Origin of the sequence: Bacillus sp. B-jedd (genome assembly GCF_000821085.1) — a bacterium.
Taxonomy (GTDB): domain Bacteria; phylum Bacillota; class Bacilli; order Bacillales; family Cytobacillaceae; genus Bacillus_D.
In genome coordinates this window covers 554,634-569,959 of record NZ_CCXR01000001.1, presented here as the reverse complement: position 1 = coordinate 569,959, position 15,326 = coordinate 554,634, and the positions used below count along the sequence as shown (strand labels likewise).

Below are 15,326 nucleotides of genomic sequence, written 5' to 3'. Positions count from 1 at the left end.
CTTAAGAGATAAATAAATCTCTAGAGACTATGGTTACTAGCATCCATACCAGCCTATTGCTGGACGACCTTATATCCTGTTGTGTTTTCAAGGATTTTTACTTCCAGCACGCCCTCAGTTCTTACGGCATGTACGGAAAGTATGCCTTCCCCAATCCGGACGTTATGAACGGCCAATTCATTCATTTCAGCCAACAACCTTGGAGACAAGTGGATTTCCTTCTTTGAGCAGTCAGGGAAAAGCCCGAGAATTGTCTGGACGAATACGAGCGGCGTACCCGCAGCCCAAGCCTGCGGGGAGCATGCCACTGGATATTTGACTGCCTTGCCAAGCGAATCCCCATAGCCGCAGAAAAGCTCTGGCAGCCTGTTGTATTCAAAGTATGAAGCCGCTTTAATCAAACCCCCGATGACAGTATTCGCCTTGCTCTGCCTTCCAGTTTTGCTTAATCCCAATAAAATCAGGCTATTGTCGTGAGGCCAAATGCTGCCGTCATGATAACTCATCGGATTATATCCCGCTTCCCCTTCGCCCATGGTCCGGATGCCATATCCGGAAAACATTTTCTCGGATACAAGCATATTGCTTACCGCTTCAGCTCGTTCGTTGCTAAGCATCCCCGAGTACAGCAAATGTCCGGGGTTGGAAGTAATTGTCCCTACCTGATTCTTATCAGCATCAAGGGCAATGGCATAATACTCCTTGTCCTCCATCCAGAAGGCGTCGTTAAACTTGGCCCTCATTTTTTCTGCAGATAATCTCAGCTCTTCAGCCTGATCCTTTTTGCCAATGAGGTCATATAAATCAGCGATCCCAATTTTCGCTTGGTAAACATATCCCTGTACTTCTGATAATGCGATTGGCGATTCGGCATAATCTCCGTTGCGATGTACTATCGAATCTCCTGAATCCTTCCATCCCTGATTGGCAATTCCCTTGCTGGATTCCTGGTGATACTCAACAAACATGTCCCCGTCACGGTCTCCGTAGAAATCAATCCATTTTAGAGCGCTTTCAATATTTGCTTCAATGACGGATAAAATGTCAAAATCTCCTGTCCAGTTCACATACTCCTTTACAAGGATCAGAAAAAGTGGTGTCGCGTCAATTGTTCCGTAATAAGGAGTAAAAGGAATCTGGCCGGTATTGGCAAGTTCGCCATATCTTATCTCATGCATAATTTTGCCGGGCTGCTCGTCACGCCATGGATCAAGCTCTTTGCCCTGGTAATTTGCCATCGTCAAAATCGTCCCTTTGGCTATTTGCGGGTTAAAAGCCAACATTTGCAGTGCCGCAATGATGCTGTCCCTTCCAAATGGAACACCGAACCATGGCAGGCCTGCGACCGGGAATGGACCATATCCCACATCCGTCAGCAACACCCGTAAATCATCAATCCCTCTGTCTATAAGCGATTGTAATGGGGCGTGATCTGTTTTGACTTTGGTAGTTTCATCAGACCATTTCTTATATGAATCATGCAATTTGGCAAGAGCGGTTGATGCCGGCTGGGGTTCTCCCTTTTTCTCATCGCCAATCTGAGGCTGGATGAAAAGTGTTACCTTATCCTCTTCAGCATGGCCGAGCGTAAACCGGAATGTGACCTGGCCTGCTTCTGTAACCGATGTCGCTTTCCTGTCCCAGCCAACCGCTGTTTTCCGCGCTAAACAATCTGAGCCCTTATAGCCAAAAGCAAGCGAATTTTCACCTATTTCCTGGCCTGTCCGGCTCCCAACCTTTCCAGTCTGAAACCCCCTGATGATAAACATGTCTTTAAAATCAACGTCCATTTCAATGGTTAGATCGAACGTGACTGGCTTCGGGAAATAGTTTTTCAGTTTTAATGTTTCATATAAAACATTGTTGGAAATAAACCTTGTCCGCTCAATCTCGACAGACTCCCTCCATAGGACCAATTCCTCTTCCGTCTCCATGTGTGGATTTGTTAGAAGGATTTTGGCCATATAGTTTTCAGCTGCATCTGATGCTAACAGGATTGGTTCCTCCCCATTAATTAACACATTGAATCTACTAAGAAAACGGGTATCTTTCGTATACAAGCCCAAGCCATATGGGTGATCAACTGGAATATTTCCTTTGTTGTCCGTAAGTAAAAATAAATCATCTTCTTTAATAACTCTGTAATCCATATGCGCCCCCTAATATCGCCGAAACGTTTCGGAAAAAACCGAGCCTCTGCCAGTCTTTTTTATTTTTTGCTATTTTCCCACCTTTTTACTTAAACGTTTCGGATTTATTCGGCAAAAAACTGCTATTTTGAGTTTTTTGCCGTTGAGTTTCTTTTGACAAGTTTTGTAGACATGGTAACGACTTGGGGTTCAGATTTGCCCTCAAGTATATTTACTAATAAGTGTGCAGCCTGGTATCCGAGCTGAAAAAAGTTCTGGGATATCGTTGTAAGCGGCGGATTTGAATAGGAAGATAAAATGATATCATCGTACCCCACCACCGAGAGATCTTCCGGAACTTTAATCCACATGGACTTGGCCGCTTTCAAAGCACCCAGGGCCATCAAGTCACTTGCGCAAAAAATAGCTGTAATATCGCTGTTCTTTTGCAAAAGGATTTTCGCTTCTTCGAAGGCTGTTTCCTCTTCAAATTGGCCATCGCGGATCCAGTCTGGATTTACTGATAAGCCATGTTTTTTTAATGCTTCCGTATATCCTTCCTGCCTCTTTTGGCTGACGAAAGCTTTGCTATGCCCGTTGATCATCCCAATTTTTTCGTGGCCAAGCGCGATTAAATGCTCTACAGCCTTCACCGCTCCAATTTTATTGTCAGTCGTTACATAACCAACGTTTTCAGAGTGGACCGGAATGTCAATCAGGACACATGGAATTTCGCTTTCCACAACTTCCTTTAAATAAGGGTCATCCGTCTTAATCCCCTGGATAATGACCCCATCCACCCTTCTTTCCCTGCATAACTGGGAATAGGTCTTTTCACGCTGCTTAGACGAATTGGTATTGAATAATATCAGGTCATAATCTTTTTCAGACAGCGACTCATTCACGCCTGTCAGGATGGAGAAGATAATTTGGTCCTTTTCGCTTTCCCGGTTAAGTCCTGAAACGAGAAGGCCAATAGTCTTTGAAACATTCATGACCAGGCCCCTGGCAAGTGTATTCGGGCTGTAATTAAGTTCTTTTGCGATCAGCATAATCTTTTGTCTTGTTTTTTCACTTACATCCGAATAGCCATTCAGAGCCCTGGACACCGTTGTGACCGAAACCCCAGCCGCCTTTGCAATATCTTTTATCGTTGTAGCCATTTAATCCTCCGAAACGTTTTGGATATCCTATCTGTAGGATAGCTGAAAATGGAACCGTTTGCAACTCTTACTTTTTCTTCTTCTCGATGTAGCTTTTCTATTGGACTTTCTTTTTGCAGCTAGCAATCCCCCATAAAAAAAACATAAAGAGTTCTGGCTTTGTTTAATATCTTAAAGAGTATATACTTGAACTTATAAATTATCTCAAAATCTGCGAGGTTGCTATGGCTGAGAATACGAATGAATTACAACTTCTAAAGACTCAAAATATGGAATTGGCTAAAAGGATCGAAGAACTGGAAAACCTGGTCAGGACGGTTTCCGTTCCCCTCATTCCTTCGATTTTGCCTGGCGTCATTCTTGTTCCTTTGGCAGGCGAAATTTCACCGGAACGGTTTGACTTAATCATCCCAAAAATATTGGGCCACGCAGGCAACAAGGATATCGACTCGGTCATCCTCGACTTTTCAGCAATCAGCATGAAAGAAATAGGCGATTTGAATATTCTTGGCCATTATTTAATCAATTTGACATCATCTCTTTCCATTGTTGGTGTCCAGGCACTTGTGGTTGGGATTAACCCTCGATTCGCCCAAGAACTGGTCATGTCACAGGTTTCCTTCATTAAAGAATTGAAAACCTTCTCAACATTTAAGTCTGCCCTCCAATTTCTTATGAAAGAAAAAGGCCTGACTCTGGTCGAGAAAGAAACAGAGCTGTTAAGCCCTTACGCATAAGGAGCCTCACCATTGCCCTGATGGGCATATTGGTGAGGCTCTTTTTTCATACGACCTTAAGCAGGGGCAAATACGTAAGTTAGCCAGTAGAAATGCAGTGCTGCAGTGAACAAATACATACAATTACCTATAATAAGCGAATACTTGAATACCGGTTTTTTCAAATTAACCTTCATTACTATTTGAAGGAAAATCATGCTTAACAGCAGTTTTATAAGAATGATCCCTTCTGGAGGCATCCACGCCAATAAAGGATTTTTTTCACCAATTAAGGACATTTTCATTCCCGCGTATGTGCTTATGCCATCGAAAATATTTAAACCGACTAACAAATAAGCCCATTTCTTCAAAACCTCACCCATCCCTGCGTTATTTTTGAGAAGAGTATATTCAGTAAGAAACTGAATATTCGTTTATGGCCATGAATCCGCTCTTCTCTATTCTTTCCTGCTTTCCCTTGTAAGTAAACGTGGTCGCCACATGTTCAACGACAGGTTATACGCACATTTTTCTAAAAAAAAGGTACATGCCCTGACAGCTTGTACGGGTTTACATACAATACAGTATCGCTAGAGGAAAGGGGGGAAAGATAATGGGATACTACAACAATGACGTAGAAGGACTTTACGGAGGAAATTGGCAGAACAATAACGTTGCGGGCGAGAATGAAAACCCTAACGTTGCCGGCGTTTCTAATGAAAACTTCAGGGTTCCATTCACAGGGTTTATCGAAAGCCGTGAATTCTGCCGCGCTGTTCGCCGCTGCCTGATTCGGGATCTTCTTGTCGCTGGTGCACAAGAGCAGAACAACAACAACAAACGCCGCAAACATCATTGCGACTACTAATTCCACTCCTGATTCGCGGAAGCTGGGGCATTTATGTCCCGGCTTCTTTTTTTGCAAAAAAAATCACCGGGAAAATGCCTTGGGCAAGTTCTCCGGTGATTAAGGTTAAGTTTCCAATTAGTATTTTTCAGCAGGCTGCAAGGTGATGACAGGCTGGCTGGATTGCGCGTTTTTCAGCGTAAGCATGATGGTGAAAGACAGGCAGTACAGAATCGCCAGGTAAACCATTGCGGTTGTCATGTTATAATTTTGCAAAATATAACCGACGAGAATTGGAGACAATCCGCCGACCGCCCGGCCAAAGTTGAAGATTGTGTTTGTTGCGGTGCTGCGGATGCTTACTGGATAGAAGCTGCTGATGAGCGCTCCGTAACCCGCAAACATTCCATTTGAGAAAAATCCGACTATGGCACCGCCAACCAGTACGCCCGCGCTTCCAGTTGCGAACGAGTAAAGGAATACAGCCGCGGCGGAAGCCAGCAGGAAGATTCCATAAGCTTTTTTCGCGCCAAGGCGATCCATGAATTGTCCAAATACAAGCATGCCAAGAATCATGCCGACTGCCGTACTGATTGTCCAAAGGGCCGAGCTGGATACTGACAGGCCCTGGGATTTTTGCAGCATGGAAGGAAGCCAGATCATCAGGCCGTTATAACCGGCGATTTGGACGGTTGCCATGAGGGCCAGACTGATTGTCGTGAAAGCAACTCTAGGTGTTGCAAATAATTGTGCAAGTTTGCCTTTATCTTCTTTAACTGCATTTTTCTTTTTCTGGGAAGCAAGCCATTCAGGCGATTCATCAAGGTTCTTTCTTACAATGAAGGCGAAAATGACTGGCAGGACGCCGACAAAGAACAATGCCCTCCATCCGAGTGTCGGAAGGATGATGGCGCTGAGCAATGCCGCGAGAATGACTCCGTACTGGGCGCCGACGCTTACATAGGAAGAAGCTCTTCCCTGCTTGTTCTTAGGCCATGCTTCGGCGACAAGCGCCATCCCGATTCCATATTCTCCGCCCGCGCCTAGGCCGGCAATGAACCTGAAAAGATATACCTGTTCAATATTTGTCGCTAAGCCTGTTAACGCTGTACCAATTGCAAACAGGATAATTGTATAAGTGAATATTTTGACACGGCCGAACTTATCGGCCATAATGCCGAAAATAATTCCGCCCAATAACATTCCAATATTAGTAATCGAAGAGATTAAGCCGCCAGTTGCCAAGCTGATGTTAAAATGTGAAACTATCATTGACATGGCGAAGGAGATAAACATGATGTCCATGCCTTCCAATGTCAGGCCCGCTACTGAAGCCACTACTGTTTTCCTGCGATAATCCATTCTTCCCACTCCTCTGTTTTTCTTGGTTTGATGTTCTTTTAAGGAATGGAAGCAGGATCGCTCCATCCTCTTTGTAAGCCTCACTGGACTTCCCTTAAAAGAGAGTTGCACATTGCATAAAATAAAAATGCCCTTCCGTCCGCCGAGGACAAAAGGGCATGAATCAACATAGATAAAAAACACACATTATCCACTCGCCCTTTTCAGCCTCTCCTGGACCGAACTTAAAGGAAATATTCTATTATCGAAAAATATACTACCACACACAAAACCGCCAATCAATGGTTATAAATTGGAAGTGTTTCATTGTAAGCGGCTTTTTTTATCTTGGGACAGATGACAAGATAAACGGCTTCCCACTGTCCCAATCTTTACCTCATTGGGACAGCTAACAAGATAAACGGCTTTCGACTGTCCTAATCTCATCCTCATTGGGACAGCTGATAAGATAAACGGCTTCCCACTATCCCAATCTCATCCTCATTGGGACAGCTAACAAGATAAACGGCTTCCCACTGTCCCAATCTCATCCTCATTGGGACAGCTAACAAGATAAACGGCTTCCCACTGTCCCAATCTCATCCTCATTGGGACAGCTGACCGGATAAACGGCTTCCCACTGTCCCAATCTTTACCTCATTGGGACAGCTAACAAGATAAACGGCTTCCCACTGTCCTAATCTCATCCTCATTGGGACAGCGGACCGGATAAACGGCTTCCCACTGTCCCAATCTTATCCTCATTGGGACAGCTGACCGGATAAACGGCATCTCACTGTCCCAATCTTTACCTCATTTGGACAGTTAACAAGATAACCGGCTTCCCACTGTCCCAATCTCATCCTCATTGGGACAGCTAACCGGATAAACGGCTTCCCACTGTCCCAATCTTATCCTCATTGGGACTGATGACAAGATATAGAGCGCCAGGCTGTCCCAAATTAAAACTAAACCGGACAGCGAACAAGATAATCGGCATCCTGCCTAACTAAGCCCCCTCGGTTTTGTTGAGCTGCCAGATGCTGTGGTTGAGTTTCATGGCGTAGGCGACCCATATAATATAGGGAACCATGAGGCCGCCAGCGGTTTTGTCCCTTTGGTAAAATTTATAGGTTGTTAAAGTAATGGTAGTGAGAAGAGTGGCAATTTCGGTGAATGCCGTTCCGCGCAGGCCCCATCTGAAAAACAGGAATGACCATAGAAAGTTCAGTCCGAGTTGGACGTCGTAAAGGGCGTTAGTGGTCTTGGTTGGCTTCTTTTTCATGGAAACCCTATAATTTGCAATGCCCATCATGGTATACAAGCCTGTCCAGACAGTCGGAAATACCCATGAAGGTGGGGAAAAGTCCGGTTTTTTCAGGTTTCTGTATACTTTTTTTGCATTTCTCGTTGCAATTATTCCGGTCACCATTCCGCCGACTACGGGAATGAGGACTGCTTTTGCCAGTTTTGCTTTATCGAGTCTTCCGTTAACTTCGAAAATATTCATTCCTTCACCCGCTTTCCTATTTCTGTTAATGTTTCCTAAAAGCGGGCTGGGGAAACATTGGAAATCGGGAACACTGTAATCCAAATTAAAAAAGGCGGACCAGAACGCCGCCATCCTCATTTACATTTTCTAATCCCGTTTTTCAAGATTACGGGGCCAAGCTTTCCCGTCTTGGAATTCGAGAGGCGGACTTCGATTTCCGCATTTTTCAACTTGGCAGTGATTTCGTCGAATTTTCCTGCCCACAGCTCCTTTTCCTGATCGGGAGTCAGCGGAAACCGCCAGCTAATGACATCAGGAATAGCAGCAAATCCTTCATAAGTATCATAATTACCTAACGTGGATGGTTCGGGAAGATGGGCGGCAACAATACTAATATTCGTTCTAGGAGAGCTTGGCGGCCGCAGTTGGACTTGATAGACCAATGCCGCCCCCTTAACGTTAATGAGTGACTTATCAAGCGGCTCTAAAACCATACTGCAAGCCTGGACAGCCGCCTCCGTACTATCTGGAGGAATGAACAGAAAATAAGAAGAAACGAGGATTATCAGCAACCGCTTCATTGGATCACCCTAACATTTTATATTGTTGTTAGGTTTTCCAGCGGCTTCAATAATATTTAGAAACGTCTTTACAATACTTAATTAATTCGTGAAGGGTAAACAACTCTGTCCGCGGATAATTCCCTGACGTTTCTTTTGCGTAGGTCAGGTGGACAACAGCGAACTTCTCAAGCTCTTCAATCCAAAAAACAACGTCATCCCGGTCCATTCTTCTCGCCACCGCCAGAGATTTCTTGCCGTGCAAAATGTGGTCAGGGGAAATCTCCCTTCGCAACTCCGTCTCAAGTACCTCCGACATCTCATCCGGAATCACCCACCACGGCTCGACCAGCAAACCACTTAACATTTCCTTCACTAATGGATGTCCCCCCTTTGAGTGGAATAGAGACGGTTCAAACGAATGATGAAGCAGAACCGTCCCTTTGCTTCCCCTTTTATAAGTCTTTTTTGAAGACGTAGCTTGTTTTGTTGTAGTTCATTTTATTCTGGTAGAATTTGTGGGCGTTTTGTCTTTGGAGTCCGGATGAAAGGGCGATGGATGGATAATTGTGTTGTTTTGCCCATTGGTGGATGTATGAGAGAAGTGTTTCGCCGTGCCCGTTGGACCGTTTTCGGCTATCTGTTACGAGGTCACAGACCCAGAGGAATCTCCCGTAATACAGTGTAACCATTGGCTGAAAGCCGATGACCGCCGCAATCTCCTCTCCCTCATATAGGGCAAACATTTTATAGCCTTCTTTTTCCTGTGCTTCACTGACTAATTCGAGGTAAGTCATTTCGTCAAGATGTGTGCGGAGCTGGCACATGACCGGATAAGCTGAGGCAATTTCCGGTTTCGTTTGTAATTCCTTAATGATTGTATTGCTCAAGTGAACGACCGCCTTTTACAAAAATAGTTTAGGACAGGTATTACTCCTTGTACTGATTCAGGTATTTTTCATTATATTTAGCCACCCACTCCATATCAATCGGGCCGTTTAAAACCTCATAATAGTCCCCAACATAAAAATGAACTTTGTCCTCAAGTACATCCATGATGACAGGATTTGCGTTCCGATGTGTGATGGTAAAATGAAACATATCAATGTCACTGCCGAAATAAACAGGGTACTCATCCTTGCTTATTCTTTTTACATGGTACTTGCTCAAAAACTCTATCAACTCATCCGCCGGTTCCTCATCTTTATTATTCCAGCTGAATGCCTTCCCCTCCGGAATTCCACCCTGAGTAAAACCCAGCATGAGAAAATCCCCTTGCTTGTATTTGACTAAATCCCCGAGATTTCTTTCGCGGTGGTCATTAATGATCATGACCGAAAGGAAAATAAGGAGTACTCCCACTCCGATTAAAGCGAATCTGAATTTTTTATTCCTCATTATGCACCCCATATTTTGGTGATAAAACCGGCAACCTACATTCCCGATTGCCAGGCAATGATAATGAAAGTGGTCCAGAGTAATGTTCCGATAATAAGCAAGATACTAATCGTCACGAGAATTGGATGATTACTTTTCTTGTTGATCAACATGAAAATGATGGCGAGCAGGCAGCATAGATAGGAAAAGAAGGCTCCTATCCAGAAGCCGGTCCATGTAAACTCCCCTCCCGGTCCCCAATACGCCATTGATTGAAACATCATGCTGAAAACAAACCCAATAATCGCCAATAAAAAAGAGCTCACTGGCAGAAAACCATCCCGTCGCAAAATAAACCCACCCTTTATAGTGTAATTTTACACTAATTATAACAAAGTGGAATTCCTCTCGTAAAGACTGAATTTAGAAAATTCAACTTTAAAAAGAATAAATCAGGGGACGATTTCAGTGCTTCTTTCAACTTTCGAACGATGCACCGAAACCGGCCCCTGCTTCTTTTGCCTATCGAACGAAGCAGCAGCAGCGGCCCCCTCTTCGACAGGATTTGTTACTTTCCAGCATCGGCCCCCTGTTTCAGCAGGAGCGTACGCCGCCTCCTCTGCCCTTACTTCATCTGTACACTTCTTCTCTAGTGTGGAAGCGGTCGGCGATGATGGTTTGGTCTATGTTGGTGTTGTCGACGGCGATGGGCGGGAGGAGGACAGAGGGGATTTCGGTTTTGCCGTTGTTGATTTTTTTACTAGTTTGGATTGGCTGTCCTTTGGCCATGGTGACGGCGAGCTGGGCGACTTTTTCACTTAATTGTTTGATCGGTTTGTAGACGGTCATGGTTTGGGTGCCGTCGACGATGCGCTGGACTCCGGCGAGTTCGGCGTCCTGTCCGGCGACCGGGATTTTCCCGGCCAGCCCCTGGGCTTCTAGGGCCGCGATGACACCGCCCGCGGTCGCGTCGTTCGCCGCGATGACCGCGTCAATTTGATTGTTATTCGCTTTCAGAGCTGCTTCCATGTTGGCCTGCGCATTGGCGGGTTTCCAATCCTTGCTCCACTGGTCGAAAACGATTGTTATATCTCCCTTATCAATGAGCGGCTGGAGAATGTTAAAAACGCCTTTCTTGAATAAATGGGCATTATTATCGGTACTTGCCCCGCCAATATAAACATATTTTCCTTTTGGAACGAGCTTTGTCACCGCCTGGGCTTGGAGCTCGCCCACCTGCTCATTATCGAAGGAAACGTATAGATCGATTTCGGCATTCTTTACAAGCCGGTCATACGCGATTACTTTAATCCCGGCTTTATGCGCTTTATTCACAATTGCCGCGGTAGCTTCGGCATTATGCGGGACGATGACGAGCAAATCGACTCCCTGGCTGATCAGCGTTTCAGCCTGGGCAATCTGGAGCGAATCATCCCCGTTCGCCGCAAGAATTTCTACCTCGGCACCTAACGCCTCGACCGACTCTTTAAATAAATCTCTGTCCTTCAGCCAGCGTTCCTCCAATAACGTGTCCATCGAAAATCCGATTTTTAGCTTTTCTTCTGCAAAAGCCTTCCCGCCGGAGTTTCCGGTCGGTGAAGTGCTTGGCTGCGGGCCAGCCGCTTTGCGCGCTTCTTTTTCCTCGCACCCCGTCCCGGCAAAAGTAAAGATGAACGCAAGCAGAACAAGCCCCATTCGAATTCTTGCCCTTCCCATCGGCGTCTCTCCTTCCGTGTCATCCCTTTTTGCCAAGAAGCGTCCTTCGATATTCCGTTGGGGAAAGGCCGCTCATTTTTTTAAACACCTTGCTGAAATAATTCGGCTCATGGTAGCCGACATCGATACTGATTTCCTTCAGGCTTTTCTCCGGGTCGGCCATCAGCTTTTTGGCCTTTTCAATCCGGCATTCGGTTAAAAAGTCGATATAATTGACCCCAAGCTTCTCCTTGAACATTTTACTAATGTAAATCGGGCTTAAACCGACCTTGTTCCCCAGTGCCTCAAGCGAAATATCCTCATGGGAATGGTTGATGATATACTGTTTGATCCTCTGGATCGTATCCGCTTCCATCAGGCTGTAATGTTCATTATAGGAATGCTTCATCCGGTCGAGCAGGAATCCGGTCTCCGCACGGAGCTGGCGGTAATCCTGGGCTTGCAAAGAGTAAAGCGGCGTTTCTGTTTCAACGCCGATTTCGCTCATAATCCTAGCCGTAACCCACAGAAGCTCCAGCAAACGCTGCTGTGTCTGCAAAAGATCCGCCGATTCGTTCTCATAGCGCTGGATCAATTCCATGACACCTTCATAAACTTCTTCCCATTCTCCCAGACGGACCTTATCAAAAAACTGCAGCTCGCGCTGTTTGGCCACATGCCGTTCGGACGTTGTATCAATGACAGGCACATCCGCATAAAAACGGTATTTTCCAGGCAGAGAAGGATCCATTGTCGCAATCAGTGATTCCTGGTAGGACTGTCTGATCTGGTTCAATGAGCCGCAGACATTGCCGATCCCGACAAACCAGCCGGCCGCGCTACCCGGGTTTGCTACGGACAGAATCTCACGCGCGAGGCCGATCGCCTGGCCACGGAACTCCTTTACCGGATCCTTGAAGGCGATGATTGGAAGCTGGCGACCATACAGAGCGCCAACCCATGCGCTCCCCGCTTTCCTTACCTTCTCCTTTATTGCGCCGTAGCAGGACTCCTCACCCGCCGGCACTATAACACTCAGCACAAACTGCTCATCTGATGACTGGATTTCAAGCATCTCGATCAGCATATCCAAGTGAACTTCATGCACATGGTCGAACAAAAGCTGCGTGACAATATCCGTTTCGGCAAGCGAAAGTGCTTTTTGCCAAGCCGCCTGCTGAAGCCTCCGTTCCTCCTCCCTGTCCCGGTCCTCTTTGATTTGCTCAAGCATACGGCCGACCGTCTCAACAATTTCACTGGCTTTACTAGGTTTCAGGAGATAATCCTTCACACCAAGCCTCATTGCGAGCCGCGCGTAATCGAATGTATCATAGGCGGTGACCATGACGAATTTGATGCCGGGGGAATCGGCGCTGATCCGCTCGACCGCTTCCAGGCCGCTCATCCCTGGCATCTTAATGTCCATCAGAATGAGATTGGGCATGAACTCTCCGGCCATTTGGACCGCCTCACGCCCATTTTTCGCCTGGCCAATGACGAGGTCAGGGAATGCCTTTTGCAAAATGACTTCGAGCCCTTCCCTTTCAACTTGTTCGTCGTCCACGATCAGGAGTTTGACCATGCTCTTCGATCCCCCTTATTTTCGGTATGTTCAACATGACTTTCGCACCCGTCTCAAAGCCGTTTTCTATCGAAATTGTATCTTCCCTTCCATAGAAGAGGCGAAGCCGTTTCACAACGTTCGTAAAGCCAATCCCTGTTGATCCGCCTTCCGATTGGACTGTTTCCTCTTCGAGAATCTGCTTGATTTTGCCGGCGGGAATCCCCGGACCGTCATCTTCAATCTCGATCCTCACCCTGTTTCCACCATCGCGAATCCTCACCCAGATGCAGCCGCCTTCCTCCCTTGGCTCCACAGCATGGATGACCGCATTTTCAATGATCGGCTGAAGGGTCAGCCCGGGAATCCGGACATCGAGGCAAGATTCATCAACTTCCATATCGAGGCGGAGGCGGTCGGTAAATCTCGCCTTCTGGATTTCCATGTACTGAAGGAGCACTTCGACTTCCTCCTGGAGGGTTACCGGCCTGTCCATCCGCTTCAGGTTATAACGCAACAGGCCCGCAACGCTGACAAGCAAATCGCTCGTTTCCTCAGAGCCGTCGAGGTACGCCTTTTTGGACAATGTATTCAGCGTATTGAATAAAAAGTGCGGATTGATTTGGCTCTGCAGCCCGCGCAGCTGGCTTTCCTTGAGTAAAAGCTTGCTTTGCTGCAGCTCATGTTCGAGCTGGGCCTTATGCTGGATTTCCGAAATCAAATTGTTAATATTAATCCTCATCCTGTCAAAAGTCTGGGCGAGGAAAGAAATCTCGTCATTCGAATCGACTTTTATCTCCCGGTCAAAACGGCCTTTGGACAATTCATTGGCCGCCTGGGTCAACTGCTGCACCGGCCGGGTGATACTGAGCGAGAACCAATAAGTCAGAAGCAGCAACAGGAACGTAATAAGCAGCAAAAGCCAAATGCCAAGCTGTTTAAGCGCAGCGGATTGATCGATAATCGTTCGGTAAAAACGGTCATAAGTTTTCAGTTCCGTATCAATCAGGGTGAGTGTCATCTCGGAAATATACTTTGAAATCCTTGTCGCTTCGGTAAACTCTTTCGCCGATGCCTCCGCTTCGTTTTCCGCATGGTACATCAGCGACCTGTCCGTTGTTTCTATTAAACTGTCAATGAGATTCTTATAGTTTGTTAATGTAAAATCGTTCTCTTCATTCCGGAGTGCGGCGACATCCGATTTCGCCTTCCGGAACTTCTCCTTGCTCTGGTTCAGCTTTTCAAGATTGGCAGGCGACGGGACGAGCAGATAGTTATTCAAGTCGGCCACAATCTGCTGGCTCGCGGTTGTCACTTCATTCATTCTTAAATACCGCTGCAGCACATCATCGTATTTACTCTGCGTTTTCTGATTATAGTAGGTAAGCGCCATCCAAATAACTGCCATGATGAACAGGACTACTGCGGCAAGCATCCATATTTTTTTCTGGATTCTGTTCATCGGACATCCTTCGCCTTCAAGATCTGGATTTCCGTCAAATAACCATCCATATCAAGGGGGACTTTTTTGCCATCCAGCCAGTCAATCATTAAATCCACACTTCTTTCCCCCATCACCTCAGGTGATTGCTCTACCATCCCGTCCAGTTTCCCCTTCATGAGCAGCGACAGGGATTCGGGTCCATCGTCGAATGTATAAATGTGAAAAGGCTCAACCTGGGATCGCCTTTCGATTTCCTGGGTCATCGGGCCGGCGATATTCGCATTGACTGCAATGAAACCTTTGACCCCGGGATAGCTATTCATCATATTTTTGGTCGTTTCCATTGCCTGTTCCCGTGAATTGGGAGTAGCTGCTTTCAATACCCGGATGTCCGGATAGTGCCTCAGCGCTTCCTCAATTCCCTTTAGCCGTTGCATCTGGTCATATTCCTCCTGGCTGTCATACAGGACGATGACCTCCCCGGATGTCCCCATGTCTTTCAAAAGCTGTCCTGCAATCATCTTCCCGGCAAAGTAGTGGTCCGAGCCGACATATGTCTTTCTCAGGCTTTCTGCTTTCGGGACATCATTTGCCACCGTGATGACGGGGATTCCATAAAAAGCCGCCTTCACCTTCGCCAGCTGTTTAAATTCCTCTGTATCAAGCCCCTGGACAATAATGCCATCCACTTTTGATTGAAGGGCGATTTCGATTTTTTTCAAAAACTCTTCATGGTTATTTCCGTAGCTTCCCCAAACCTCGAGGCCTGCTCCATCTTTTTCAGCCTGTTTCCGGGCGCCGATCGCCACCTTGTCCCAGAAAGGCGTATCGAGCTCCTTGGTGATCAGAACAATCCGGTAATGGTCCTGCTTTTGCCCGGAGGCTTGCGGAAGGGCCCAGTCGGAACGGAAGACTTTTTCCGCGGATAGATATGTAAAATAGCAAAGGAAAATGCCAATAAAACAGAGTATGAGAATGATTAATTTGCGCAAAAAAGGCAG

At 46.3% G+C, this 15,326-nt stretch carries 16 protein-coding genes; 2 read left to right on the top strand and 14 right to left on the bottom strand.

Annotated elements, in window-relative coordinates; all coding sequences use genetic code 11:
* Positions 1-53: 53 nt before the first annotated feature.
* Both BN1002_RS02775 and BN1002_RS02770 read right to left on the bottom strand, forming a co-directional pair.
* The gene (locus BN1002_RS02775; RefSeq protein WP_048823520.1) at positions 54-2,150 is read right to left on the bottom strand and encodes an amylo-alpha-1,6-glucosidase; all 2,097 of its coding nucleotides are present in this window, start codon (positions 2,148-2,150) and stop codon (positions 54-56) included.
* Between the two features lie 122 nt (positions 2,151-2,272).
* Positions 2,273-3,292: a LacI family DNA-binding transcriptional regulator gene (locus BN1002_RS02770; RefSeq protein WP_048823519.1), complete on the bottom strand. Its 1,020-nt coding sequence runs from the start codon at positions 3,290-3,292 to the stop codon at positions 2,273-2,275.
* Between the two features lie 224 nt (positions 3,293-3,516).
* Here BN1002_RS02770 and BN1002_RS02765 point away from each other — a divergent pair, with 224 nt between their 5' ends.
* Positions 3,517-4,029: an STAS domain-containing protein gene (locus BN1002_RS02765; RefSeq protein WP_048823518.1), complete on the top strand. Its 513-nt coding sequence runs from the start codon at positions 3,517-3,519 to the stop codon at positions 4,027-4,029.
* A gap of 56 nt (positions 4,030-4,085) precedes the next feature.
* Here the strand turns inward: BN1002_RS02765 and BN1002_RS02760 are convergent, their stop codons facing one another.
* On the bottom strand, positions 4,086-4,379 hold the full coding sequence (locus BN1002_RS02760) for a DUF5658 family protein (protein ID WP_048823517.1): 294 nt from the start codon (positions 4,377-4,379) through the stop codon (positions 4,086-4,088).
* Positions 4,380-4,621: 242 nt separating this feature from the next.
* Here BN1002_RS02760 and BN1002_RS02755 point away from each other — a divergent pair, with 242 nt between their 5' ends.
* Positions 4,622-4,876, top strand: coding sequence for a hypothetical protein (locus tag BN1002_RS02755; RefSeq protein ID WP_048823516.1), 255 nt, complete (start codon positions 4,622-4,624; stop codon positions 4,874-4,876).
* Between the two features lie 117 nt (positions 4,877-4,993).
* On the opposite strand, the gene BN1002_RS02750 is transcribed toward BN1002_RS02755, so the two are convergent.
* From BN1002_RS02750 to BN1002_RS02700, 11 genes are all read right to left on the bottom strand, one after another.
* On the bottom strand, positions 4,994-6,217 hold the full coding sequence (locus tag BN1002_RS02750) for an MFS transporter (RefSeq protein WP_048823515.1): 1,224 nt from the start codon (positions 6,215-6,217) through the stop codon (positions 4,994-4,996).
* Between the two features lie 988 nt (positions 6,218-7,205).
* Positions 7,206-7,706, bottom strand: coding sequence for a TspO/MBR family protein (locus BN1002_RS02745; RefSeq protein WP_048827688.1), 501 nt, complete (start codon positions 7,704-7,706; stop codon positions 7,206-7,208).
* 116 nt (positions 7,707-7,822) lie between these two features.
* Positions 7,823-8,269, bottom strand: coding sequence for a YoqH family protein (locus tag BN1002_RS02740; RefSeq protein WP_048823514.1), 447 nt, complete (start codon positions 8,267-8,269; stop codon positions 7,823-7,825).
* A 46-nt stretch (positions 8,270-8,315) separates the two neighbouring features.
* A complete protein-coding gene (locus BN1002_RS02735; RefSeq protein WP_052445666.1) occupies positions 8,316-8,615 on the bottom strand; it encodes a hypothetical protein in 300 nt (99 codons plus the stop codon).
* A gap of 88 nt (positions 8,616-8,703) precedes the next feature.
* On the bottom strand, positions 8,704-9,138 hold the full coding sequence (locus BN1002_RS02730; RefSeq protein ID WP_048823513.1) for a GNAT family N-acetyltransferase: 435 nt from the start codon (positions 9,136-9,138) through the stop codon (positions 8,704-8,706).
* Positions 9,139-9,178: 40 nt separating this feature from the next.
* Complete coding sequence (locus tag BN1002_RS02725; protein ID WP_048823512.1) at positions 9,179-9,646, bottom strand: hypothetical protein; 468 nt, start codon at positions 9,644-9,646, stop codon at positions 9,179-9,181.
* A gap of 35 nt (positions 9,647-9,681) precedes the next feature.
* Positions 9,682-9,975 (bottom strand): hypothetical protein, encoded by a 294-nt coding sequence (locus BN1002_RS02720; protein WP_048823511.1) that lies wholly within the window; start codon positions 9,973-9,975, stop codon positions 9,682-9,684.
* A gap of 280 nt (positions 9,976-10,255) precedes the next feature.
* Positions 10,256-11,341, bottom strand: coding sequence for a D-xylose ABC transporter substrate-binding protein (gene xylF / locus BN1002_RS02715; RefSeq protein WP_048823510.1), 1,086 nt, complete (start codon positions 11,339-11,341; stop codon positions 10,256-10,258).
* A 19-nt stretch (positions 11,342-11,360) separates the two neighbouring features.
* Entirely contained in the window at positions 11,361-12,902 is a 1,542-nt protein-coding gene (locus BN1002_RS02710) for a response regulator (protein ID WP_048823509.1), read from the bottom strand.
* Complete coding sequence (locus tag BN1002_RS02705; RefSeq protein WP_048823508.1) at positions 12,865-14,343, bottom strand: sensor histidine kinase; 1,479 nt, start codon at positions 14,341-14,343, stop codon at positions 12,865-12,867. Before BN1002_RS02705 ends, BN1002_RS02710 begins: the two co-directional genes overlap by 38 nt.
* The gene (locus tag BN1002_RS02700; protein ID WP_048827686.1) at positions 14,340-15,317 is read right to left on the bottom strand and encodes a sugar ABC transporter substrate-binding protein; all 978 of its coding nucleotides are present in this window, start codon (positions 15,315-15,317) and stop codon (positions 14,340-14,342) included. The genes BN1002_RS02705 and BN1002_RS02700 overlap by 4 nt, the downstream gene beginning before the upstream one ends.
* Between the last annotated feature and the right edge of the window lie 9 nt (positions 15,318-15,326).